The 23,106-nt window shown below is 68.3% G+C and carries 17 protein-coding genes; 12 read left to right on the forward strand and 5 right to left on the reverse strand.

Translation table 11 applies throughout. The features are described 5' to 3' along the window. Positions 1–9: 9 nt before the first annotated feature. Positions 10–723 carry a DUF4166 domain-containing protein gene (locus AR539_RS04005; protein ID WP_066432758.1) on the reverse strand — a complete coding sequence of 238 codons (714 nt, stop codon included), beginning with the start codon at positions 721–723 and terminating at the stop codon, positions 10–12. Positions 724–901: 178 nt separating this feature from the next. Between AR539_RS04005 and mtrA the strand changes: the two genes are divergently transcribed. From mtrA to secA, 7 genes are all read left to right on the forward strand, one after another. Continuing rightward, the gene (gene mtrA, locus AR539_RS04010) at positions 902–1,576 is read left to right on the forward strand and encodes an MtrAB system response regulator MtrA (protein WP_066432760.1); all 675 of its coding nucleotides are present in this window, start codon (positions 902–904) and stop codon (positions 1,574–1,576) included. Further along, a complete protein-coding gene (gene mtrB, locus AR539_RS04015) occupies positions 1,548–3,629 on the forward strand; it encodes an MtrAB system histidine kinase MtrB (RefSeq protein WP_066432761.1) in 2,082 nt (693 codons plus the stop codon). The genes mtrA and mtrB overlap by 29 nt, the downstream gene beginning before the upstream one ends. After that, on the forward strand, positions 3,626–5,347 hold the full coding sequence (locus tag AR539_RS04020; protein ID WP_066432762.1) for an LpqB family beta-propeller domain-containing protein: 1,722 nt from the start codon (positions 3,626–3,628) through the stop codon (positions 5,345–5,347). Before mtrB ends, AR539_RS04020 begins: the two co-directional genes overlap by 4 nt. A gap of 121 nt (positions 5,348–5,468) precedes the next feature. Beyond that, the gene (locus AR539_RS04025; RefSeq protein ID WP_066432763.1) at positions 5,469–6,428 is read left to right on the forward strand and encodes a ComF family protein; all 960 of its coding nucleotides are present in this window, start codon (positions 5,469–5,471) and stop codon (positions 6,426–6,428) included. Between the two features lie 143 nt (positions 6,429–6,571). Further along, the gene (hpf, locus tag AR539_RS04030) at positions 6,572–7,297 is read left to right on the forward strand and encodes a ribosome hibernation-promoting factor, HPF/YfiA family (RefSeq protein WP_066432764.1); all 726 of its coding nucleotides are present in this window, start codon (positions 6,572–6,574) and stop codon (positions 7,295–7,297) included. A 32-nt stretch (positions 7,298–7,329) separates the two neighbouring features. Next, a complete protein-coding gene (locus AR539_RS04035; protein ID WP_066432769.1) occupies positions 7,330–8,625 on the forward strand; it encodes a winged helix-turn-helix domain-containing protein in 1,296 nt (431 codons plus the stop codon). A 70-nt stretch (positions 8,626–8,695) separates the two neighbouring features. After that, positions 8,696–11,434, forward strand: a complete 2,739-nt coding sequence (gene secA / locus AR539_RS04040; RefSeq protein WP_066432771.1) for a preprotein translocase subunit SecA — start codon at positions 8,696–8,698, stop codon at positions 11,432–11,434. Between the two features lie 161 nt (positions 11,435–11,595). On the opposite strand, the gene AR539_RS19275 is transcribed toward secA, so the two are convergent. Both AR539_RS19275 and AR539_RS04050 read right to left on the reverse strand, forming a co-directional pair. Continuing rightward, the gene (locus tag AR539_RS19275) at positions 11,596–12,120 is read right to left on the reverse strand and encodes an Rv3235 family protein (RefSeq protein WP_157360912.1); all 525 of its coding nucleotides are present in this window, start codon (positions 12,118–12,120) and stop codon (positions 11,596–11,598) included. A gap of 65 nt (positions 12,121–12,185) precedes the next feature. After that, complete coding sequence (locus AR539_RS04050; RefSeq protein WP_066432773.1) at positions 12,186–12,968, reverse strand: LysM peptidoglycan-binding domain-containing protein; 783 nt, start codon at positions 12,966–12,968, stop codon at positions 12,186–12,188. Positions 12,969–13,134: 166 nt separating this feature from the next. Here AR539_RS04050 and AR539_RS04055 point away from each other — a divergent pair, with 166 nt between their 5' ends. Then, on the forward strand, positions 13,135–13,713 hold the full coding sequence (locus AR539_RS04055; protein WP_066433123.1) for a hypothetical protein: 579 nt from the start codon (positions 13,135–13,137) through the stop codon (positions 13,711–13,713). 66 nt (positions 13,714–13,779) lie between these two features. On the opposite strand, the gene AR539_RS04060 is transcribed toward AR539_RS04055, so the two are convergent. Further along, positions 13,780–13,995: a helix-turn-helix domain-containing protein gene (locus AR539_RS04060; protein WP_066432775.1), complete on the reverse strand. Its 216-nt coding sequence runs from the start codon at positions 13,993–13,995 to the stop codon at positions 13,780–13,782. Between the two features lie 148 nt (positions 13,996–14,143). On the opposite strand from AR539_RS04060, the gene AR539_RS04065 reads away from it, so the two are divergent. The 4 genes from AR539_RS04065 to AR539_RS04080 are packed head-to-tail and all read left to right on the forward strand — an operon-like array spanning position 14,144 to position 22,526. After that, complete coding sequence (locus tag AR539_RS04065) at positions 14,144–14,788, forward strand: hypothetical protein (RefSeq protein ID WP_066432777.1); 645 nt, start codon at positions 14,144–14,146, stop codon at positions 14,786–14,788. Further along, positions 14,785–16,101, forward strand: coding sequence for an AAA family ATPase (locus tag AR539_RS04070; protein ID WP_066432779.1), 1,317 nt, complete (start codon positions 14,785–14,787; stop codon positions 16,099–16,101). Before AR539_RS04065 ends, AR539_RS04070 begins: the two co-directional genes overlap by 4 nt. 59 nt (positions 16,102–16,160) lie before the next feature. Next, on the forward strand, positions 16,161–21,020 hold the full coding sequence (locus AR539_RS04075) for an NAD-glutamate dehydrogenase (RefSeq protein ID WP_066432781.1): 4,860 nt from the start codon (positions 16,161–16,163) through the stop codon (positions 21,018–21,020). 36 nt (positions 21,021–21,056) lie between these two features. Next, positions 21,057–22,526, forward strand: a complete 1,470-nt coding sequence (locus AR539_RS04080) for a sensor histidine kinase (RefSeq protein WP_066432784.1) — start codon at positions 21,057–21,059, stop codon at positions 22,524–22,526. A 156-nt stretch (positions 22,527–22,682) separates the two neighbouring features. On the opposite strand, the gene AR539_RS04085 is transcribed toward AR539_RS04080, so the two are convergent. Next, on the reverse strand, positions 22,683–22,931 hold the full coding sequence (locus AR539_RS04085) for a WhiB family transcriptional regulator (protein ID WP_003804966.1): 249 nt from the start codon (positions 22,929–22,931) through the stop codon (positions 22,683–22,685). Between the last annotated feature and the right edge of the window lie 175 nt (positions 22,932–23,106).

Below are 23,106 nucleotides of genomic sequence, written 5' to 3' on the forward strand. Positions count from 1 at the left end.
CCGTCTTCCTCAGATGCGGGCTTCCCAGCGGTCCGGCCGGGCGCGGGCCGGAAGATAGCCGGGACTGGACTGTCCGCCGGGATAGGGCTCCAGCCGGTAGTCGAAATGCCCGGCGTAGACCAGGACCAGCCCCAGCTGCGGCTGGATCACTTTCACCTGGATCCGGTGCTTCCCGGCCGGGCCCTCCTCCGGCGCCCACCACTGCTCGGCGTAGGCCTTGGCATCCAGGGCGGCCGGCAGGGGGATCCGCAGCGGTCCCAGGAAAAGCCGCGAAGCCTCCGAAACCCCGCGCAGCCGGCCCCCGGCGGTGACACTCAGATTGAGGTCGGTGACCATCCGCCGGTACCGCCCCACATAGTCCACCAGGCCGTGCCGGCGGCCGGACTCCTCGAAGCTGGTGGTGTCGTGGAACAGCCGGGTGGTGGACGGGAAGAAGATTTCGCGCCGGGCGGTGAGGCTGGACCGGCCGAATGGGTCCAGGTGGGCGTGGTTCTCGATCCGGAACGGGATGCCCTCGCCGTATTCCGGGAAGAAGGACTCCTCGGCGCTGGCGAGCCGCAGCAGCGGGCGGAGCCACGCCTGCCGGCAGCCCACCACCTCGAACACCCCCTCGCCGACGCCGTAGTGGCCGGACCCGGGAGCCAGCGAGAAGTAGTCCTGCAGCTCCGGCTGCAGCCGCGCAAAGCCGGCGCCGAGCGCACGTTCATAAATAGGGGTGCTCACAAACACTTCCTTCCAGCCGGGGGTTCCGCACCCAGCGGCCCGGGCGTGGGACCAGCCTATAGTTTGTGCGCGGGGCCGCAATCCTCCGGCCCGTGCGGGCGGGTGCCCGGACGCGCGGGCGCCATGCCCGGGCGGCGCTGAATACGACAAAGCCATTTCGATAGGGGAATATATACATATGAAGGCACGCATTCTGGTAGTGGACGATGACGAGGCGCTGGCCGAGATGATCGGTATTGTGCTGCGCAACGACGGCTTTGAACCCGTCTTCTGCGCTGACGGCGGGCAGGCGCTGGAAGTGTTCCGCTCCGCCAAGCCTGACCTCGTGCTGCTGGACCTGATGCTTCCGGGCATCGACGGCATCGAGGTTTGCCGCCAGATCCGCGGCGAATCCGACGTGCCGATCGTGATGCTCACCGCCAAAGCCGACACGTCCGACGTCGTCCGGGGCCTCGAATCCGGGGCCGACGATTACGTCCCGAAGCCGTTCAAGCCGGCCGAGCTCGTCGCCCGTGTCCGGGCCCGCCTCCGGCCCGGCGACCAGAAGGCGCCCGAGACCCTGCGCATCGCCGATGTGACCATCGACGTTGCCGGGCACCTGGTCAGCCGCGGCACAGAACGCATCTCCCTGACACCGCTGGAATTCGACCTGCTGGTGGCGCTCGCCCGCAAACCCTGGCAGGTCTTCACCCGGGAGCTCCTGCTGGAACAGGTCTGGGGCTACCGGCACGCCGCCGACACGCGGCTGGTCAACGTCCATGTCCAGCGGCTGAGGTCAAAGATCGAACGCGACCCGGAAGCCCCCGAAGTTGTATTGACGGTCCGTGGTGTCGGCTACAAAGCAGGTTCCTGACCCGTCGGAGGGCCATCCCGCCGGGGTGCCGGTGAGCGCCCCCGGAGGCAGCGACGTCCCCCGGAAGGCCGCCGCCACCTCAGTGGACCTCCGCGAACCGGGCCAGGCTGCGCCCGCAGCCGCTGGGCCCCCGGCGGTTGAGCCCGCAGCGGCACCAGCACCCGAGCCAACACCAGAGCCGGGCCCGGCCCCGCACCGCGAGGGCGGGCTCCTCGCCGCCTGGAACGCCTTGGGCTTCCGCACCCGGATCTGGGTCAAGCGCGCCCGGATTGTGGGCGTGCGGGTGGCGCGGCTGGTCCGGATCGGGGCCAGCAGCATGCTGCCGGGCATCCGCTACCTGATCCGGTCCCTGCACCGCAAATGGCGGCGGTCCCTGCAGTTCCGGACCGTGCTGACGACCCTGATGCTGGCGATTGCGTCGTTCGCCGTCGTCGGTGCCTACCTGTCCAACCAGATCGCCAACAACCTTTTCCAGGAGCGGCTGGCACAGGCCGAGTCGGAGACACGCTACAACGTCAAACAGGTCCAGGACACGTTCGACGGCGCCCAGGTCACCGACCAGTCCAGCGTCATCACGCTGGTGTACGACACCCTGAACGCCGTGGAAGGCCGCGGGTCCGTGATCCAGCGGCGCTACGTCTTCGAGGCGATGCCGGAACAGACCAAACCCCGCAACCGCTGGGTGGAGTCGCGCGCGTCCGACCAGCTCACCATCAGCGTGATCCCGGACGAACTGCGCAAGGCCGTCCAGGACTCCGGCAAGGAGCAGTTCTGGGCCTCCACGGAGTTCCCGGTGGGAACCGAGGACCGGCCCGGCATCGCCGTCGGCAACAAGGTCACGTTCAACGGCACGGTGTACGAGCTGTACCTGATCTACGACCTCAATACGGCGCAAAAGACCCTCAACGAGATCCAGAACGTGCTGCTGGCCGGCGGCGCGGTGCTTGCGCTGCTGATTGGCGCGGTGGCCTGGTACGTCACGCGCAACGTCGTCAGCCCGGTCAGCCACGCCGCGCTGGTCTCGGAGAAGCTAGCTGCGGGGCAGTTGCAGGAACGGATGGTGGTCAAGGGCGAGGACGAGGTGGCCCGGCTGGGCGCATCGTTCAACCACATGGCGGCCAGCCTCCAGGAGCAGATCACCCAGCTCGCCACACTGTCCCAGATGCAGCAACGGTTTGTCTCCGACGTCTCCCATGAACTCCGCACCCCGCTTACCACCGTGCGGATGGCCGCCGAGGTGCTCTATGACGCCCGCGATGACTTCGACCCCATCAACAAACGCTCCGCGGAACTGCTGTACAACCAGGTGGAGCGCTTCCAGTCGCTCCTCGCCGACCTCCTCGAAATCTCCCGCTTCGACGCCGGCGTAGCCACTCTCGACGCCGAACCGGGCGACATGGTGCAGCTGGTCTCCCACGTGCTGGAGGGAGTCGGCCCGGTGGCCGCCGAGTACGGCTCCAAGGTCACCCTCAACGCCCCCGCAACCGGCATCATCGTGGACATGGACGACCGCCGGATCGACCGGATCCTGCGCAACCTGGTCCTGAACGCCCTGGAACACGGCGAAGGCCGGCCGGTGAACATCTCCGTGGCCGCCAACGACAACGCCGTGGCAGTTGCTGTCCGGGACCACGGCATCGGCATGACCGCCGCGGAAGCGGCCCGCGTGTTCGACCGGTTCTGGCGCGCCGACCCGGCGAGGGCCCGCACCACCGGAGGCAGCGGCCTCGGCCTGTCCATCGCGGCCGAGGACACAAAACTCCACAACGGCTGGCTCCAGGCGTGGGGCAGCAAGGGCAGCGGGGCCAATTTCCGGCTGACCCTCCCGCTGCGCCAGGGCGAGACCATCACCAAGTCCCCGCTCCAGCTGGAGCCGGTGGACGTGGGCTTCCACGGCGCGGGAAACGAACGGACCATGCTGCTGCTGGACCCGTCGCCGGCCCCTTCCGCACAGACGGAGAACAGTGCACCGGAGAACAGTGCACCGGACACCAGCGCGGAGACCAGCCCAGTGGACACCAGCGCGGACACCGGAACGAAGGAGAGGCCATGAGCGGCGCCCCCCGAAAAGCCACCCGTGCCGCTGCCGCGCTGCTGGCGGTCCTGCTGTTCCTGCTGACATCGTGCGCCCAGATCCCGCGCTCGGGTCCCGTGGGCAAAAGCACCGATGAGAGCGCGGGGAACCCCAACAACGCTCCCGTGTTCTTCCCGTCCGCGCCCCGTGCGGGGGCCGGGCCGGAAGCGGTGATCGAAGACTTCTACCTCGCCGGCAGCGGCTACGAGGACGACTACGCGGTGGCCCGCCAGTACCTCACCCAGGCAGCATCCGTGACCTGGAAACCGGACCAGCGCGTCCTCGTCTTCCGCTCGGCGCGTGTGGTTCCCACCGGCGTCGAAAACGTCTTCAACTACGAACTGGACGTGTCCTACTCCGTCGACGCGGACGGGGTGGCGACGCAGCTGCCGGAGGGCACCAAGGAAAACATTCCCGCCACGCTGACGCAGGTGGACGGCGAATGGCGGATCGCGGAACTTCCGGACGGCACGGCCATCCCGGAGGAGACGTTCAAGGTCATCTACGGGGCCTATCCGATCTACTTCTACGATCCCTCCTTCACCTACGCGGTGCCCGACGTCCGCTGGTTCATCAAGAAGAAGACCGTCAAGGCCATGACCAGCGCCCTGCTGGGCGGCCCGGCCCCGTACCTCAAAGGTGCCGTGGTGAGCGCGTTCCCCTCCGGCATCAAGCTGGCCCGCGAGTCCGTCCCCGTCGTGTCCGGCGCCGCCCAGGTGGACCTCACGGCCAAGGACCTGGTCGAGGCATCCAACGAGGACAGGCTGCGGATGCAGACCCAGCTGGCGCTGACCTTCCGCAGCCAGCCCGACGTCATCAACGTCGAACTCCGGGCCAACCAGGACCTGGTCCGCGTCGAAGACAACGGTTCGGTGCTGCCTCCCATCCGGGACAAGAACGTCCCGGGCCACCAGATCGCCGTGAGCGAGAACGACCTGGTCCGGTATGAGAATAACCGGATCTCGCCGCTTCCGGACATGCAGCCCGTGGCGGCCCTGGGCCCCCGGGCGCCGGCGGAGTCGCCCGTCTCGCAGTCCGCGGCCTTCCTCGGCTCCGGCCGCGGCACCCTGTATTCCATCATTCCGGGCCAGCCTGCCCGGGCACTGACCACACGCACCACCCTGACCCGGCCCTCGTTCGACCGGTACGACTGGGTCTGGACGGCCGGACCGGGGGCCAGCGGCGCCACCGAAATGGCGGCGTTCAGGCCGGTCGGCGTCGCAGAGGGCGCGGGCGTTCCCGCCGTGACACTGGCGCCGGCATGGCTTGCGGGCCGCTCGGTCAAGGAGTTCAGGGTCTCCCGCGAGGGCACGCGCGCCCTCATCATCACGGAGCAGAACGGCAAGAGCAAGGTCCAGGTGACGGGCATCATCCGGTCAGCGGACGGCACGCCCAAGGACCTGACGGCTCCCATGACCCTGCTGGCCACGAACGACCCGGACCAGGGGGTATGGGTCGATGACACTACAGTTGCCGTGATGCGGGGCTCGTCCAGCGACACCGTCACCCCCGAGCTCCTGTTCCTCACCTCCTCGCAGCCGCAGCAGCTGGCGCCCTGGCCGGGGCTGACTGCGCTGAGCGCCGGCAACGGCGGCGAAGACATCTACGCCCAGTCAACGGAGGGGATCTTCCAGCGGCTCGGCAACGGATGGTCGCCGCAGCTCAAAGGACCGCTCGACCCGTCCTTCCCCGGCTGAGGCGGCGGGTCGCGGGAGCCGTGCCGCCGCGCAGGCACAGGTGACCGGTCCTGCCGGCGGTTGTCCACATGGCCTGTGAGGGGGCTTCCGCAGTGCCCTGCCCGGGCGTCACGGTTGTTCCATGGTGAAATCCGCGGACCCTGACCTGTCCCCGGCGGCACCGGCAGCAGCCAAGCACCGGGGCTCCTACCGCAGGGTGCTGGCACGGCTGGCGGACGGGGCCGCGGCCGCCACCGCCGAGGTGCTGGCGCTCGCTGCCCCGGTTGACTGCGTCTGCTGCGGGGCCGAGGATGCAGCGCTCTGCGGCGGCTGCGAGCGGCAGGTCCGGCTGCTGATGCGCACACCGTTCCGGGCAGAAGCTCACGCCCCGGCCCTGATGGACGTGGACGGTTCGGTGCTCCTGCCGGTGGTGGCCGCCGGGCCGTACCGCGCGGAGCTGGCACAGTCCCTGCTGGCCTTCAAGAAGCACGGGCAGGGACAGCTGGCACGGGTCCTGGCGAAAGGCCTCGCGGGCGCCCTCAGGGCCGCTGCCGGCGAAGATCCGGGAGTGCTGCTCGTGCCTGTTCCCACCAGCGGCGGCGCCTACCGGAGGAGGGGCTTCAGTCCGGTCCACGTCCTGCTCGGCAGGCTGGAACCACGCGCCACGCTGCGGGCAGGCCGGCGCCCCCGTTTCGCCACCGCCAGCGCCCTGGGCAGGACGCCGGACTGGACGCCGGACTGGACGGCGGGCCGGGCGGCGGGCTGGGCGAAAGACTGGGCGGCGGGCCGGGCCGCCGGCCAGAAAGGGCTGGGCCGAGGGGAGCGCGCCGAACGGGTGCGCGGATCCATGCGCGTCCGCCGCGGGCCTTTCACTCCGGACGTGCACGGCGCCCCGTGCATCATCGTTGACGACGTCCTCACCACGGGCGCCACGCTCGCCGAAGCAGCTCGGGCACTGCGGGCCGGCGGCGCCGTGGTGAGGGGCGCCGTCGTCCTCGCCGCGACACGCCCGCCCGGCACCGCCGACTTCGCCGCGCCCGGCCCCGCCACAGCGGGGGAGCGCCCCGTCAAGGAAAAAAATAAACCAAAAAAGGATGAATAAGAGGTAGCTATGAACTAACGTCGAACATGGGTACCAAGAGAAGATGTACCTGTCGATAGCGGCTCGGAAAGGGGCTCGACTGTCAGTCAGATCAGCCCCGGGAAGTGCCGCTGTCGTGTCACCGAAGTCATTTGGAGGGCACCATGGAGTTCATGATCAGCGGACGCAATTTGACGGTCTCGGACCGTTTCCGCGAGTACGCCGACGAGAAGATCTCTAAGATCGCGTCGCTGGGGGACAAAGTCCAGAGGGTGGACGCAAAGGTTTCCAAGGAGACCAAGGCCCGGCAGACCGACGAGATGCTCACGGTTGAGCTGACCGTCCTGGGCCGGGGCCCCGTGATTCGTGCCGAAGCCAGCGCCGCCGACAAATTCGCCGCGTTCGATCTCGCCTACAACAAGCTTCTTGAACGCCTGCGCCGGGCCAAGGACCGCAAGAAGGTCCACCACGGCCGGCACACCCCCAAGTCCGTCACGGAAGCGACGGCCACCCTTGAACCCGCGAGCACCAAAGAGCCCATCTACGAAGAGGCCAACCACTGGCTCGAGCCCAAAACGGCTCCCGCGGAAAAATCGCCCTACGAGGTCGAGAACGACATCCCCGCAGGGGACTCACCGGTGCTCATCCGCCGGAAGGTGTTCCCCGCCTCATCCCTCACCCTCGACGATGCCGTCGACAACATGGAGCTTGTGGGCCACGACTTCTACCTCTTCGTGGACAAGGAGACCAAGGCGCCGTCGGTTGTCTACCGGCGCGAGGGGTGGACCTACGGCGTGATCTCGCTGGACCAGACCTGCGAGCCCGGTGCCGCCGCCCTGGAGGAGAAGATCCTCGCCTACCGTTCCGAGGATGAGCCCGCCACCGCATAAGCTGGTGCTGACCATCCAGCGAAGGGACTGACGTGCAGGAAGTGCTGAGCCTCAAGCAGGCACGGCGGATCGCACTGGCAGCCCAGGGACTGGACAAAGTACGGCCCGCCGGACCCGTGACAGCACGGGCGGTGGGCCGTACTTTTGCCCGCCTGCAGCTGGTGCAGATCGACTCCGTCAATGTCCTGGCCCGGAGCCACTACCTGCCGTTCTTCTCCCGGCTGGGCAACTACGACCGTGCCATCCTGCAGCGCATGGCCGGAACCCACCCGCGCCGCATGATGGAGTACTGGGCCCACGAGGCCAGCTTCATCCGGCCCGACCATTTCCAGGACCTCCTCCTGTGGCAGAGCCGCAAATGGGTGGGGGCACACGCCATGGACCCCGAGCTGCGGAACGGCGTCGCCGGGCAGCTCCTCGATGCGCTTGCCTCCGGGCCGCCCATGACCGCCGCCGAACTCACCGCCCGGCTGGGCCACGTGGAGGACCGCCGGCAGGACAACTGGGGATGGAACTGGAACACCGTGAAACGGGTCCTGGAGCACCTTTTCGAGGACGGCCTCATTTCAGCGGCGTCCCGGACGGATTCCTTCGAACGGCGCTACACCCTCACCGCCAATGTCCTGCGCGCCCGGGCGGACGCGGCTCCTGCCGGGCCGGCGGCTGGAACCGGCGCAGGGGACGATACCGGGGACGATGCAGGCGGCGATCCGGCAGCGGCGATGGTCCGCCTGATCGATGTCGCGGCCCAGGCCCACGGCATCGGCACCCTGCGGTGCTTCGCCGACTACTTCCGCACACCCCTGCGCGCCTCGGCCCCCGCGGTGGAACACCTCGTGGACACCGGCCGGCTGCGGCCCGTCACCGTGCGCGGCTGGGACAAACCGGTGTACCGGCACGCCGAAGCAAAGCTCCCGCGCACCGCCGCCGGCCGCGCGCTGCTCAGCCCCTTCGATTCGCTGGTCTTCGAACGCAGGCGCCTGGAAGCCCTCTTCGGGTTCCACTACCGGATCGAAATCTACACGCCGGAACCGAAGCGCCGCTTCGGCTACTACGTGCTGCCCTTCCTCCTGCGCGACGCCATCGTGGCCCGGGTGGACCTCAAAGCCGACCGGGCCGGCGGCCTCCTGCTCGCCAGGGCGGCCCACGCGGAGCCCGGCGCGCCGGCCGACACGGCCAGCGAACTCGCCGCGGAGCTGCAGCTCATGGCAGAGTGGCTGGGACTGGAGCGGGTGGTCGTTTCCCCGAGAGGGGACCTGGCGGCGGCGCTCGCGGACGCTGTGTCCGCGGCAGGAAGCGGTGTATCCGCTCTGAGGGAACAGGCGTAACCGGTCCTGTGTCTCTCCCGTAGACTAAACACGCCAGAATTCGGCGGCTTGAGACTGGGAGCAACATCACGTGGCATCACTTATCGAAAAACTTCTCCGCACAGGGGACAAAAAAACCCTGCGGCAACTGCGGAACTATGCCGATTCCATCAATGCCCTTGAGAGTTCCTTCCAGACTTTTACCGACGCGGAACTGCGCGAGGAAACGGACCGGCTCCGTGCCCGCCACGCCGACGGCGAAAAGCTCGACGACCTCCTGCCGGAGGCCTTCGCGGCCGTCCGCGAGGCCTCGTCCCGCACGCTCGGGATGCGCCACTTCGACGTCCAGCTGATGGGCGGCGCCGCCCTGCACCTGGGCAACATCGCCGAAATGAAGACCGGTGAAGGCAAGACCCTGGTGGCCACCGCCCCCGCCTACCTCAACGCCCTGACCGGCAAGGGTGTTCACGTTGTCACCGTGAACGACTACCTCGCCGAATACCAGTCGGATCTCATGGGCCGGGTCTACCGCTTCCTTGGCCTCACCAGCGGCTGCATCCTGTCCAACCAGGACCCCGCCCTGCGCCGCGAGCAGTACGCCGCCGACATCACCTACGGCACCAACAACGAATTCGGCTTCGACTACCTCCGCGACAACATGGCGTGGGACAGGTCCGAGCTGGTCCAGCGCGGCCACAACTTCGCCATTGTCGACGAAGTCGACTCCATCCTCATCGATGAGGCGCGAACCCCGCTCATCATCTCCGGCCCGGCACAGGGCGACACCAACCGCTGGTACAGCGAGTTCGCCAAGGTGGTCACCCGGCTCAAGCCCGAGGAGGACTACGAGGTCGACGAAAAGAAGCGCACTGTCGGTGTGCTGGAGTCCGGCATTGAGAAGGTGGAGGACTACCTCGGCATCCACAACCTCTACGAGTCCGCCAACACGCCCCTGATCGGCTTCCTGAACAACGCCATCAAGGCCAAGGAGCTCTTCAAGCGGGACAAGGACTACGTCATCCTCGACGGCGAGGTGCTGATCGTCGACGAGCACACCGGCCGCATCCTCGCGGGCCGGCGCTACAACGAAGGTATGCACCAGGCGATCGAGGCAAAAGAAGGCGTCGAGATCAAGGCCGAGAACCAGACGCTCGCCACCGTCACGCTGCAGAACTACTTCCGCATGTACGACAAGCTGGCCGGTATGACCGGCACCGCCGAGACCGAAGCCGCCGAGTTCATGAGCACCTACAAGCTCGGCGTCGTCGCCATCCCTACGAACCGCGACATGCAGCGCATCGACCAGGCGGACCTCGTCTACAAGAACGAGGCCGTTAAGTTCGACGCCGTCGTCAAGGACATCGCGGAACGGCATGCTGCGGGCCAGCCGGTGCTGGTCGGCACCACCAGCGTCGAGAAAAGCGAATATCTCTCCCGGCTCCTGGCCAAGGAGGGTGTCCGGCACGAAGTGCTCAACGCCAAGAACCATGCCCGCGAAGCCGCGATCGTGGCTCAGGCAGGGCGCAAGGGCGCAGTGACCGTGGCGACCAACATGGCCGGCCGCGGTACCGACATCATGCTCGGCGGCAACGCCGAGTTCACGGCCGTTGCCGAACTGGCCAAGCGCGGGCTGGACCCGGAAGAGAACTCCGAGGAGTACGAGGCAGCGTGGCCGGCGGCCTTCGACGCCGCGAAGCAGTCCGTCAAGGACGAACACGAAGAGGTCCTGAACCTCGGCGGCCTGTACGTGCTCGGCACCGAACGGCACGAGTCCCGCCGCATCGACAACCAGCTCCGCGGCCGCTCCGGCCGTCAGGGTGACCCGGGCGAGTCACGGTTCTACCTGTCCCTGACCGATGACCTGATGCGCCTGTTCAACTCCGGGGCAGCGGAACGGCTGATGAACAGCTCGGTGCCGGACGACGTCGCGCTCGAGTCAAAGCTTGTCTCCCGCGCCATCGCCTCGGCCCAGGGCCAGGTGGAGGGCCGCAACGCTGAACAGCGCAAGAACGTCCTCAAGTACGACGATGTCCTGAACCGCCAGCGTGAAGCCATCTACGGCGACCGCCGCCGCATCCTCGAGGGCGACGACCTGCACGAGAAGGTCCAGTACTTCCTGGAAGACACGATCACCGCGTTCATCGACGAAGCCACTGCCGAGGGCACCGGGGACGACTGGGACTTCAACCTGCTCTGGACCAACCTGAAGACCCTGTACCCCGTAACCGTCACGCCGCGCGACCTGATCGACGAGGCCGGCGGCAAGTCGCGGATCACCGTGGACTTCCTCAAGGAAGAGATCCTCTCCGACGCCCGCCTGGTCTACCAGGCCCGCGAGGAGGCCATCGGCCACGAGAGCATGCGCGAGCTTGAGCGCCGCGTTGTCCTGTCGGTGATTGGCCGCAAGTGGCAGGAACACCTGTATGAGATGGACTACCTGAAGGAAGGCATCGGCCTGCGGGCGATGGCCCAGCGTGATCCGCTGGTGGAATACCAGCGCGAGGGCTTCATCATGTTCCAGGCCATGATGGAGGCCATTCGGGAGGAAAGCGTCGGCTTCCTGTTCAACCTTGAGGTTGAGGTGACGCCCGCCGAGGACGTCGTTGTGGCGGACGCTGCCGGCCAGCACACCGAGCACCACGAGCCGCAGATCCGGGCGGCCGGGCTGGAAGCACCCGAGCGGCCCGCCCAGCTGCAGTACACGGCCCCCGCCGAGGACGGTTCGGCGCAGACCCGCGTCGAGGCCAAGGCCTCCGGCCGCTCGGGCAACCCGGCCAAGGCCGCAGCCCAGGACGCTCCGCGCCGTGCGAACAGGAAAAAGCGGCGCTAGCTGACCAGCTGGGGGCAGTGACCCAGAAATAGAGGACCGGAGCAGTGCACTTGCTCCGGTCCTCTTTTTTGCTGCCGGTTCCTCCTTTCTTCCTTTCCTCCTTCGTCGGGTTGCCAGCATGCCTTTGGCGCGCGCCCGGACTGTCGGCCGCGGGCTCCCAGTCAGCCGATTTCCAGCACCGTGACGCGCCAGGAAACCCTGCTGCGCTCCAGCCGCAGTGCGACCGCCCGGACCCGCAGTTCCTCGACGACGACGGCACTTGCCTCATACGCGTCGTCGGACACCCGGCAGGCCCGGACCGAGCGGACAGAGGGGTTGTGGTGCAGCCGGCCCGCAGTGGGTGAGGAGCCGCACGGCACCCGGCGGGTCAGCGCCGCCCGGTGCTGCAGGGCTGCGAGGCAACGCTCGTCGAGACGCCGGGCCAGTTGCTGCGCAGGCCGGGTGCCGGCCAGCACTTCGATGGCGGCCTGCACGGTGCTGCGGCAAATCGCGCAGACCTCCTGTTCCTCGTCCGCCACCCGGCGCAGCGGTGCCGCCGCCAGGGCAGGACGGGGGAGGGCTTCCGGCGGGATAGCCGTCACCCCGGCGCCGGGCACCAGGCGCAGCGGCGGCGCCGGCGGTTCGGGGGCTTCCACAACGGGCTGGTGGTTGTCCGCCGCGGCGCGGCGGCTGGTCATGGCTCTCATGGGGCTTCCTTTGCGGTGGGGTGGCTGATGCGGAATGACTGCAGGGTCTGCGGTGCGGGGGAGACTCAGGGTGCGGGCGGCAGCCTCAGGATCTGGCCGGGCCGCAGGAGGTGGGGATTGCTGCCGATGACGTCCTTGTTGGCCTGGTAGATCCGCGGCCAGTCCACGGCGATGTCCACGTCGGAGGCGAAGGGCCCGAGCCTGTCCGCCGACAGGCTCCACAGTGAATCCCCGGGGCGGACCGCCACCTCCGATCCCTGGCCCTGCCTGCTCTCCAGACGGTGGGGCCGCCCCGCCAGCGGGCCGGGTTCCGCGGCGGGGGTGAGCGGCCGCCAGTGCGGCTGGACCACCGGCGTTCCGCCGGGGAACCCGGGGGATTCCCCGGCTCCGGGCGGCAGGGGCGCCGGGGTCCAGCCGGTCGAAGCGGCAGGGGAGGAAGCCGTGTCTGGAGCCGGCTGCAGGGTGGAGGCTGCCGCCAGCGGAGCGGTCAGCAGCTGGATCCCGACGGCGGCCAGCGCGAGCCGGCGCATGAAGGCCGGGGCGAACTTCCCGGTGGCCGCGGCGGCACGTGTCCGGCCGCCCCGTTCCAGCAGTGCCGCTGCGACGGCTATCGCCAGCGACAAGGCCCACCAGAGGGTCAGAATGAGGCCGGCCGTGTTCGCCACCACGCCGAGCTGGTCCTCGAACCCGAGGGACTGGTGGCGTGCCGACGACGACCGCCAGCGCTGCACCATGCTGCCTCCGGTTGCTGCGAGGACCAGACCCAGCGCCAGAACGGCGGCGGCCATGGCCGCGTCAGCTGGCAGGACGTGCCTGCGCCGGGAAGCCGGGAGTTCCGCTGTCTTCATGAGCCGCCGCCTCGCAATCGACTGATTTGATTTGACCTGGTTTGATCTATATTGATGCCGTTTGATGCTCTTAGAGCCAGTCTGATCCTCATGCGGCCGGTTTGTCTAGAGTGGATTTCGATTCCTTGTGGTTGACCCCTCCCGGAGGCTCACCTACGCTGGCGCCATGCGCTGGGATGCCCTCTTTCAGGACCTGGAGAGCCAGATGGCTGCCGGGGAGCGCCTGGACCTCGACTCGGAAATTACGGAGCGGGCACGGACCGAGGCGTCCGCGGTGGAGCTCGCCGACAGGTTGCGCGGCTCGCTGGGGCTGGCTATTTCGGTGCAGCTCGCGTCCGGATCAATTCTCGGGGGGACCCTCAGCCACGCAGGCAGCCAGGCGCTGGTGCTGGATGAACCACGGCACCAGGTGCTGGTTCCGTATGCGTCGGCGGTCCGCTACACCGGGCTGTCCCGGCTGGCGGTGGGTGAGCCGTCGAGGGTGCGGCAACGGCTGGGACTGGCCAGTGCGTTGCGCGGGCTGGCCAGGGACCGTGCCGCCCTGGCCGTCATCGTTGCAGGCGGCCAGGCGGGGGAGACCACTTTCCACGGCGTGATTGACAGGGTCGGGCGCGACTACCTCGACCTCGCTGTCACCGGGGCGGGCGAGGAGCGCCGGGCGGCCAATGTCCTCCAGCTGGCGACTATTCCGCTCGCCGCGCTGGCCGCGGTACGGTCTGCCAGGGCCCCGGGCCCTCCTGCCTGAGGCTGACCGGAGGGAATGCGTGGCGCGGAACCTGCAGACCCCAGGTCGTCCGGAGGTCCTCGCGGTTTAGCGGGACTTGGACTTGGCTTCCTGGATCATCCGGCTGGCCTCGGCGTAGCGTTCCTCGATGTACTGCTCCAGCATCTTTTCCTCAACACGCCACTGGCCGCGCCCGCCGACCTGGATGGCCTTGAGTTCACCGCTGCGTACCAGCGCGTAGGCGGCAGGGGCATTGATCTGGAGCTGCTCTGCGACGTCGGCAAGGGTCAGGAATCGGGGCATAAGACAAGTTTGCCACCGATGGCGCCATCTGGGGCGGTTATCCACAGTTTGCACCTCCTTGCCGTGAAGCCTTCCCGTCCGGGCGCGAAGGGGTGACAATGATGGTGCCCGGCCGGACCCGGGCGGCGACTACGGGGGGAGCAGGCGCATGAGTGCGAGCACGGGGGCCGGCGTTGCCCGGCTGAAGAAGCCGTCGTGGAAAGACCCCAAGCTCCTCGTCGGCATCCTGCTCGTCCTGGCCTCCGTCGTCGGGGTGATCTCCCTGGTCGGGGCCGCCGACCAGACGGCCGAGGCGTACACCGCGCGTGAGCCGATCGCGGTCGGTGAGAAGCTGACCGCGGACAAACTGAACCGCGTCAAGGTGCGCCTCGGGGACGTCGAACAGCACTACCTCACCCCCGCCACCGGCGTGGCGGAGGGGCTGGTGGCAGCCCAGCGCATCGGCAAGGACCAGCTGGTGCCGCGCGGGAGCCTCGGGCAGCCAGACAGCCAGGGCCGGAAACCGGTCGCCGTCACCGTTGAGGAGGCACTGCCGGCCCAGGCGGTAGCGGGCTCCCGGGTGGACGTCTGGGTGGCGCTGCCCGATGACCGCAGCGGGTTCAGCCAGCCCTCGCTGTTGCTGCCAGGCGCGGAAATCGCCCAGGTCACTCCGGGCAGCACAGCGCTGGGGTCCGCGCGGTCCACCGTGGTGATGGTGCTGGTGGAGGACGGACAGATGCCGGACCTGCTCGGCGCGCAGGCCAACAAGGCAAAAATCTCCGTGGTCTGGAACCCCGGCGGGGCGGGCCGGTGAACATCCCGGTCGTCACTGTCGGGGACTCGCGTGAAGACCTGGTGGGCCGGCTGGAACGGCTCCACGGGCCGGTATCCGTGGTGCGGCGGTGCCACGAGCTGGCGGAACTGCTGGCGGCCTGCCAGAGCGGCCTGGCCCGCGCCGCAGTGGTGGCCGAAGGCAGCGAGGAGCTGACGGCGTCGCTGGTGGACCGGCTTGCCGCCGTCGGAGTTGCTGTTCTCGCCCTGACGGACAATCCGGAGGAGAAGTCCCGGCTCCGGGGGATCGGTGTGGCCGCCGAAGTGACCGGGGTTGACGCCGAGGCGCTGGCCGGCCGCATCGAGGGGGCCGTCGCCCAGTTGGCCGGACCCGGCCTGCGGCCCGGGCGCAGTGATGTCACCGGCAGCGCCAGCCCCGGCGGTGCCGTGGCCGGCCCTGCCGGCCGGACTGCGGGCGACGGTGCCGCGGAATCCGCGGACGGGCAGATTCTTGCCGTGTGGGGACCCGCCGGCGCGCCGGGGCGGACCCTGCTCGCGGCCAACATGGCGGCAGAGCTGGCGGCCGAGGGAAAATCCGTGCTGCTGGTGGACGCCGACAGCTACGGGGCCAGCGTCGCGTCGATGCTCGGGCTGCTGGACGAGGCGGCCGGCCTCGCGCAGGCCTGCCGCCTGGCGGACCAGGGACTGCTCGACGCGGAGGCGCTGCTCAGGATTGCCACGCCCGTCACCACCAGGGCGGGAACTTTCCACGTCCTGACCGGAATCACCCGCGCGGACCGCTGGACCGAACTCCGCGCCGCAGCGCTCACGCTTGTCCTGGCCCGGGCCCGGCAGGTCGCCGAGTTCACGGTGATCGATACCGGATTCTGCCTGGAATCCGACGAGGAGCTCAGCTTTGACACCATGGCGCCGCGCCGAAATGCCGCGACGCTCACCAGCCTCGAACTGGCGGACACCGTGTTCGCTGTCGGGGCAGCCGACTCGATCGGCGTCCCGCGGCTGGTCCGCGGCCTCGCGGAGCTGGCGGCGGCAGTCCCGCCCGCCTCGCCGCGGGTGGTGCTGAACAAGGTGCGGTCGTCCGCCGTCGGACGGTCCCCGGAACGGCAGCTACGGGAGGCCTGGGACCGGTTCGGCCCCGCCGTCCCGGTCTCGGCGTTCCTCCCGGCAGACCCGGCGTCCAGCGACGCGGCGCTGCTCTCGGGGTCGCTCCTGCTGGAGGCCGCACCGGACTCGCCCCTCCGAAAGGCCATCGCCGCATTGGTTTGTGCACCCGTCCAGCAAAATAGCCGATCCTCTGTATTCTCCTCCACAGCGAAGCGGTTGCTTAAGGGCTAGGCTCGCCATGAGGGGTGCAACGAAGCGCCCGCAAACTTTCTTGATGGAGGCGTTTGTCGATGTCGTCTGGGTCCAGCGTGGAGGATCAACCCGTTTCGATCGGTGCCGGAGAAGGCTACCTGAAGGACTACTACGAGCACCTTGCCGAAGAGGACGCCCGTGCGTACCCCGGGGAACTGCTGGCAGCGCGGGCAGAGACGCACCGTGCCACCGCTGAACACCGGTTCCCGGGCAGCGCCAACATCATCATCGCCGACGAGGCAGACCGCAGCGTCGTCTACATCGTCACCGACGACATGCCCTTCCTCGTCGACTCGGTGAATGCGGAACTCGTCCGGCAGAACGCCCCGATCCACCTGGTGATGCATCCGATGTTCGTCGTGACGCGCAACCGAGAGAGCGGCCAGCTCGTCAAGGTCGCACGGGTGCCCTCCCACCTGGGCATCTCCAGCGGCGACACCGCGGCGATGCCCAACCTGTCGCACCTGATCGCCCAGGGCGACAACGCCTCGCACATGGAGTCGTGGATCGCCGTCGAAATCGACCGGGTGGGCGACGCGAAGCGCGCGGCGCTCACCGAGGGAATCGGGCGGGTGCTCGCCGATGTGCGCGCCGCCGTCGAGGACTGGCCGAAGATGCGGCACCAGGCACTCCGGATCTCCGAGGACCTGGACAAACTTGCCAACCCGGCGCAGATCGCCGAACTCCGCCAGGCCCAGGAACTGCTGCGCTGGCTCGACGACGGAAACTTCACCTTCCTCGGCTACCGCGAGTACGACCTGAAGAACGAATCCGGCGAAGACGTGCTGGAACCGCGGGAGGAGAGCGGGCTGGGGCTCCTGCGCGGCGGCACCGACACACCGCACCAGATCCAGCACCTCACCGAGACCGGCCGGAAGAAGGCACGCGAGAAGCGCGCACTGGTGATCACCAAGGCCAACTCCCGCTCCACCGTGCACCGTTCGGCATACCTGGACTACATCGGCGTCAAGAGCTTCGACGCCGCCGGGAACGTCAACGGCGAACGCCGCTTCATCGGACTGTTCGCCACCACCGCCTACTCCGGGTCCGTGCAGGAAATCCCCGTGGTCCGGGAGAAAGTCGCCGCGGTGCTGCGGGATGCGGGCTTCCCGCCGGACTCCCACTCGGGCAAGGACCTGCTGGGCATCCTCGAAACGTACCCGCGCGACGAGCTTTTCCAGATCGAGGTCCCGGACCTGGCCGCCATTGCCACCGGCATCCAGCGGCTGCAGGAACGGCGCCGCACCCGGCTGTTCCTCCGGCCTGACATCTACGGCCGCTTTATGTCCGCGCTGGTCTACCTGCCGCGTGACCGCTACACCACCAACGTGCGCCTGCGCATCGAGGAAGAGCTGCGCGCAACGTTCGACGCCGTCTCCATCGACTACGAGGCCCGGATGACCGAGTCCGCGCTGGCCCGGCTCTTCTTCCGGATCCGGCTGCCCAAAAACGCCGACGTCGGCAACGTCAACACGGACGAACTGGAGAAGCGCCTGGTCCGCGCCGCCCGCTCCTGGAGCGAAGGCATCACGGAGGTCCTGCGCGCCCGCGCCGCCGAGGGCGTCAAGGACGAGCACGCCGAGGAGCTCGCCGCCGTATGGTCAGAAGCCTTCCCGGCCAGCTACCGCGTCGACTACGAAGTGGAGGATGCCCTGGAGGACATCGCCCGCTTCGAGAAATACGGTGCCGGGGACGGGGAATCCGCAAAGGAACACCCGGGCGTCCACGTCTACCTCCCCGAGGGGGCCGGGGCGACCCTGGAAGAGGACGCCCGCGTCAAGCTCTACATGCTGGAGCCCAAGAGCCTGAGCCAGATCCTGCCCTACTTCCACAACCTGGGCCTGGAAGTGCTGGACGAGCGCCCGTTCGAGATCGAAACCGCGGACCACCGCGACTTCTTCCTGTACGACCTGGGCCTGAAGTACCCGGCAGGCGTGGACCCGGTCAAGACCGGGCAGCTGCTGGCGGACTCCTTCGGCGCCGCTGTTTCCGGCGCGGTCGAATCGGACAGCTTCGACCGGCTGGTGCTCCGCGAGGGAATGCACTGGCGCCAGGTGATGATGCTGCGTGCCTACGCCAAGTACATGCGGCAGATGGGCAACACCAACTCCTACGGGTTCCTGTCCGACACGCTGCTCGCCAACCCGGACGTCAACCGCGGACTCAGCGCCCTGTTCGAGGCCCGCTTCGATCCCGCGCTGGCCGAGGATGAGCGCCGGCTCCGGCAGAAGGAGGTCCTCGAGGGCCTTGACGTGGCCATCGAACGCGTCGCCACCCTCGACGCCGACCGCGTGCTGCGCACCTTCAAGAACCTTATCCAGGCGACGCTGCGGACCAACTTCTATCAGAACAAGCCGCACCTGAGCTTCAAGCTGGACCCGGCAGCCATCGACGGCCTGCCGTCCCCCCGGCCCATGTTCGAAATCTGGGTCTACTCTCCCCGCGTCGAGGGCGTGCACCTGCGCTTCGGCAAGGTGGCCCGCGGCGGGCTGCGCTGGTCCGACCGGCGCGAGGACTTCCGCACGGAAATCCTCGGCCTGGTCAAGGCCCAGACGGTCAAGAACGCCGTGATCGTGCCCACCGGCGCCAAGGGCGGGTTCTACGCCAAGCAGCTCCCGGACCCGGCCGCGGACCGCAGCGCCTGGATGGCCGAGGGCGTCGAGAGCTACAAGACCTTCATCCGCGGCCTCCTGGACGTCACCGACAACCTCGTTCCGACGCCGGAGGGCGAGCGGCTGGTGCCGCCGGCCGACGTCGTACGGCACGACGACGACGATTCCTACCTCGTTGTCGCGGCGGACAAGGGCACGGCGTCGTTCTCCGACATCGCCAACGGACTGGCCGCGGAGTACGGCTTCTGGCTCGGTGACGCCTTCGCCTCCGGCGGGTCGGTCGGCTACGACCACAAGGCCATGGGCATCACCGCCCGCGGCGCCTGGGAGTCGGTCAAGCGCCACTTCAGCGAGCTGGACCTCGACACCCAGTCCGAGCCGTTCACGGTGGTGGGCGTGGGCGACATGTCCGGTGACGTGTTCGGCAACGGCATGCTGCTGTCCAAGCACATCCGCCTGCTCGCAGCCTTCGACCACCGGCACATCTTCCTCGATCCCACCCCGGACGAGGCTGCCTCGTTCGCTGAACGCCAGCGGCTCTTCGAGCTGCCGCGTTCCTCGTGGGACGACTACAACAAGGCGCTGATCAGTGAAGGCGGCGGGGTCTTTGCCCGCTCGGCGAAGTCGATCCCGGTGTCCGAGCAGGTCCGGGCGGCGCTCGGCCTTCCCGACGGCACCACCCAGCTGAGCCCGCCCGAACTGCTGCGTGCGATCCTGCTGGCGCCCGCCGACCTGCTCTACAACGGCGGCATCGGCACCTACGTGAAGGCCGCCACGGAGACGAATGCGGAAGTTGGCGACAAGGCCAACGACGCCATCCGCGTTGACGGCCGGGACCTGCGCGTCAAGGTGGTCGGTGAAGGCGGCAACCTCGGTATGACCCAGCGGGGCCGCATTGAGGCCGCCCTCCAGGGCGTCATCCTGAACACCGATGCGATTGACAACTCGGCCGGCGTCGACTGCTCCGACCATGAGGTCAACATCAAGATCTTCGTGGACCGGATGGTGGCCGCAGGGAAGCTGGACCCGGCCGAGCGTTCGGAGTTCCTGGCGTCCATGACCGACGAGGTCGGCCGGCTGGTGCTGGAAGACAACATCGACCAGAACATCCTGCTGCTCAACGACCGGATGCGGGTCGCCGAATGGAGCCCGAGCTACGAACGCCTGATGGACTGGCTGGAGAAGCACGCCGGGCTGAAGCGCGACCTGGAGGCGCTCCCGACGACGGACACCCTGCGGGAGCGGCTGGAACAGGGCCAGGGCCTGACCTCGCCCGAGCTGTCCGTGCTGGCGGCGTACGCGAAGATCGAACTCGCCTCGGCGCTACGGGACAGCGACCTGCCGGACGATCCGTGGTTCCGCGAGACCCTGCGCGCCTACTTCCCGCAGCAGCTGCGGGACCGGTTCGACGCCGACCTCGACACGCATCCGCTGCGCCGCGAGATCATCGCGACGGTGGTGGCGAACGACATGATCAACATGGGCGGCATCACGTTCGCGTTCCGTGCCATGGAGGAGACCTCGGCCACCGAGGCCGCCGTGGCCAAGACGTTCGTTGCGCTCCGGGAGATCTACGAACTCAACGTGATGGTCGCGGAACTCAACGAGCTGCCCGCATCCTTCCCCACGGAGCACTGGTGCACCGTCCACCTGGACATCCGCCGGCTCCTGGACCGTGCCGTGCGGTGGGTCCTGAGCCAGGGCAACGCGTCCCGGCCGATTGCCGAGATCGTGGGCGAGTTCAAGCCGCTGATGGACCCCATGCGGGCGCGGCTGCTGGACTACCTGCGCGGCGAAGACCGGGCCCGGGTGTCCGACTGGCTGGAAAAGGCGCGCGGGTGGGACCTCCCCGAGGACCTCGCCCACCGCTGGGCCGAGCTGTTCGAGAGCTTCGTCCTGCTGGACATCGCCAAGATCGTCCACGTCAGCACGGAACCTGTCGAGAACATCGCGCACGTCTACTACACGGTGTTCAACCGCTTCCACGCCGACTCGCTGCTTGAGCGCATCACCAAGCTGCCCCGGAAGGACCGCTGGCAGGCCCTGGCCCGTGCGGCCCTCCGCGACGATCTCTACTCGACCGTTTCGGACATGACGACGGCGGTGCTGGAGGCAACTCCTGCGGACATGTCCGCTGAGGAGCGGCTGGCGGCCTGGGAAGGCCAGAACGTGGAGCAGCTGGATCGCGCGAAGAGCATGTTCGATGAGGTGAACGCCCTCGAAGCCGATGACATGGCGTCGCTGTCGGTAGCATTGAGGCTCTTGAGGTCAATCGTCCGACGCTAGGCAGCAGCCGCTGCCGGCGTCGCAAATGGAGGTGCTGTGGCAATCTTTACGGACCCTATCAGGGAGCATGCTGATTTCGGGCCGGGGGATGCCGAGTGGCTGCACCTGCTGGTCGGCGACTGGCAGATGGTGGCGGACCTCGCGTTCGCCGACCTGGCGCTGTGGTTTCCGCACCCTGAGTTCGGCTACGTGGCACTGGCCCACGTCCGCCCCTCCACCACGCATACGGTGTTCCACGCCGACTTCGTGGGGGAGGGGATCAGGTCGGACCTGCTGCCGCTGGTCAACAAGGCGTGGGAGAGCCGCACCATCGAGCGCTCCAACGAGACCAACTGGAGCAGCGACATGGCGCTGCGGGTCGAGGCCGTGCCGATGGTCCGCAACGGCCGGACGCTGGCCATCGTCACCACCCACATGGACCTCTCCAGCTCGCGGATGCCGTCGCGGCTGGAACTGACCTACCGGCAGTGCGCCTACGACCTCCTGCGGATGGGGACGCTCGGCCTCTGGCCCGACTTCGCCTCGCCCACGGGATCCCGCCGCGGGGCCCCCCGCGTCGGGGACGGCCTCATACGGCTCGACGCCGAGGGCATCGTCCAGTACGCCAGCCCCAACGGGGTGTCCGCCTTCCGACGGCTCGGCGACGGCGAGTCGCTGGAGGGCCGGAGCCTGGCCGAGGTCACGGCCGGGCTGCTGAAGGACCGCCGCATGGTGGATGAGACCCTGCCCCTGGTTGTCACCGGCCGCATGCCGTGGCGCAGCGAGATCGAGTCCCGCGGCGTCAGCCTGTCGCTGCGCGCGATCCCCCTGCGGGACGAGCAGCAGCGCTTCGGTGCCCTGGTGCTCTGCCGGGACGTGTCCGAGCTTCGCCGCCGGGAGATGGAACTTGTCACCAAGGACGCCACAATCCGCGAGATCCACCACCGGGTGAAGAACAACCTGCAGACCGTGGCTGCCCTCCTCCGGATGCAGTCGCGGCGCATGGTCAGCGACGAGGCGAAGCAGGGACTCGAGCAGGCCATGCGGCGCGTCGCCACGATTGCCCTCGTGCATGAGACGCTCTCGCAGGGCCTGACCCAGAGCGTTGATTTCGACGAGCTTATTGGCCGCCAGTTCCGGCTCTCGGCGGAGGTTGCCTCCCCGTCGCAGCAGGTGAAGACCGCGCGGTCCGGCCTCTTCGGCGAACTGCCCAGCGACTTCGCCACCCCGCTGGCCCTGGTGATCAACGAGCTGGTGACGAACGCCGTCGAGCACGGCCTGGAGGGCCGGACCGGAACCGTCTGGCTCATCGCGGACCGCTCCGAGAGCGAGGACGGCGACGAACTGCTCACGGTGACAATCGCCGACGACGGGGTCGGGATTCCGGCCACACCGTACGAAGAGGGCCTGGGACTGCAGATCGTGCGGACCCTCGTGACAAGCGAACTGGGCGGCAGCATCCAGTGGAAGGCACGGGAGGGCGGCGGAACGGCCGTCCAGATTGTCCTGAGCCTGGCCAAACGCTAGCCCGGCCCGTACCTCCCGGCCTGGCCTGGCTTGGCCTTCCGTTTGTACTAGGTGCGTTAACGGCAATGGCCGCAGACCATGGTCTGCGGCCATTGCCGTCCCGCCGCCGGAAAGGCGTCAGGAGTGCAGTGTCGGAACTGCTTCAGTGCGGGTGCGTCAGGAGGCGCGGCGGGCGCGGGCTGCGCGGCGCTTCAGGGCGCGGCGCTCGTCCTCGCTCATGCCGCCCCAGACGCCGGCGTCCTGCCCGGACTCGAGGGCCCACTGGAGGCATGTATCGACCACGGGGCACCGACGGCACACACTTTTGGCTTCCTCGATCTGCAGGAGGGCGGGGCCGGTGTTTCCCACCGGGAAGAAAAGCTCCGGGTCCTTGTCAAGGCACGCTGCGCGGTTACGCCAATCCATGCTGATCAGTCACTCCATTTCCTGGGCACTCGTTAAAGGCCTTTGTGAAATTATTCACTAGAGGCTACATAAGAAAGGGGCCCTCTGGGGCCCCCTCGGTCATCTGGATTAAGCGTGTCATGTTAACGCTGTGTAAACAAGGGGTATTTGGCGGCAATATGCGCTGGGATCGTGA

It is taken from the genome of Arthrobacter sp. EPSL27 (assembly GCF_001512305.1).
Taxonomy (GTDB): domain Bacteria; phylum Actinomycetota; class Actinomycetes; order Actinomycetales; family Micrococcaceae; genus Arthrobacter.

What these genes read in the sequence shown, in the direction of transcription:
- AR539_RS04085 (WP_003804966.1), bottom strand. Translation starts at nt 22,931, where the DNA reads ATGGATTGGCGTAACCGCGCAGCGTGCCTTGACAAGGACCCGGAGCTT.
- AR539_RS04075 (WP_066432781.1), top strand. Translation starts at nt 16,161, where the DNA reads ATGTCGTCTGGGTCCAGCGTGGAGGATCAACCCGTTTCGATCGGTGCC.
- AR539_RS04060 (WP_066432775.1), bottom strand. Translation starts at nt 13,995, where the DNA reads ATGCCCCGATTCCTGACCCTTGCCGACGTCGCAGAGCAGCTCCAGATC.
- AR539_RS19275 (WP_157360912.1), bottom strand. Translation starts at nt 12,120, where the DNA reads ATGAGAGCCATGACCAGCCGCCGCGCCGCGGCGGACAACCACCAGCCC.
- AR539_RS04050 (WP_066432773.1), bottom strand. Translation starts at nt 12,968, where the DNA reads ATGAAGACAGCGGAACTCCCGGCTTCCCGGCGCAGGCACGTCCTGCCA.
- AR539_RS04055 (WP_066433123.1), top strand. Translation starts at nt 13,135, where the DNA reads ATGCGCTGGGATGCCCTCTTTCAGGACCTGGAGAGCCAGATGGCTGCC.
- mtrA (WP_066432760.1), top strand. Translation starts at nt 902, where the DNA reads ATGAAGGCACGCATTCTGGTAGTGGACGATGACGAGGCGCTGGCCGAG.
- AR539_RS04020 (WP_066432762.1), top strand. Translation starts at nt 3,626, where the DNA reads ATGAGCGGCGCCCCCCGAAAAGCCACCCGTGCCGCTGCCGCGCTGCTG.
- hpf (WP_066432764.1), top strand. Translation starts at nt 6,572, where the DNA reads ATGGAGTTCATGATCAGCGGACGCAATTTGACGGTCTCGGACCGTTTC.
- AR539_RS04065 (WP_066432777.1), top strand. Translation starts at nt 14,144, where the DNA reads ATGAGTGCGAGCACGGGGGCCGGCGTTGCCCGGCTGAAGAAGCCGTCG.
- AR539_RS04025 (WP_066432763.1), top strand. Translation starts at nt 5,469, where the DNA reads ATGGTGAAATCCGCGGACCCTGACCTGTCCCCGGCGGCACCGGCAGCA.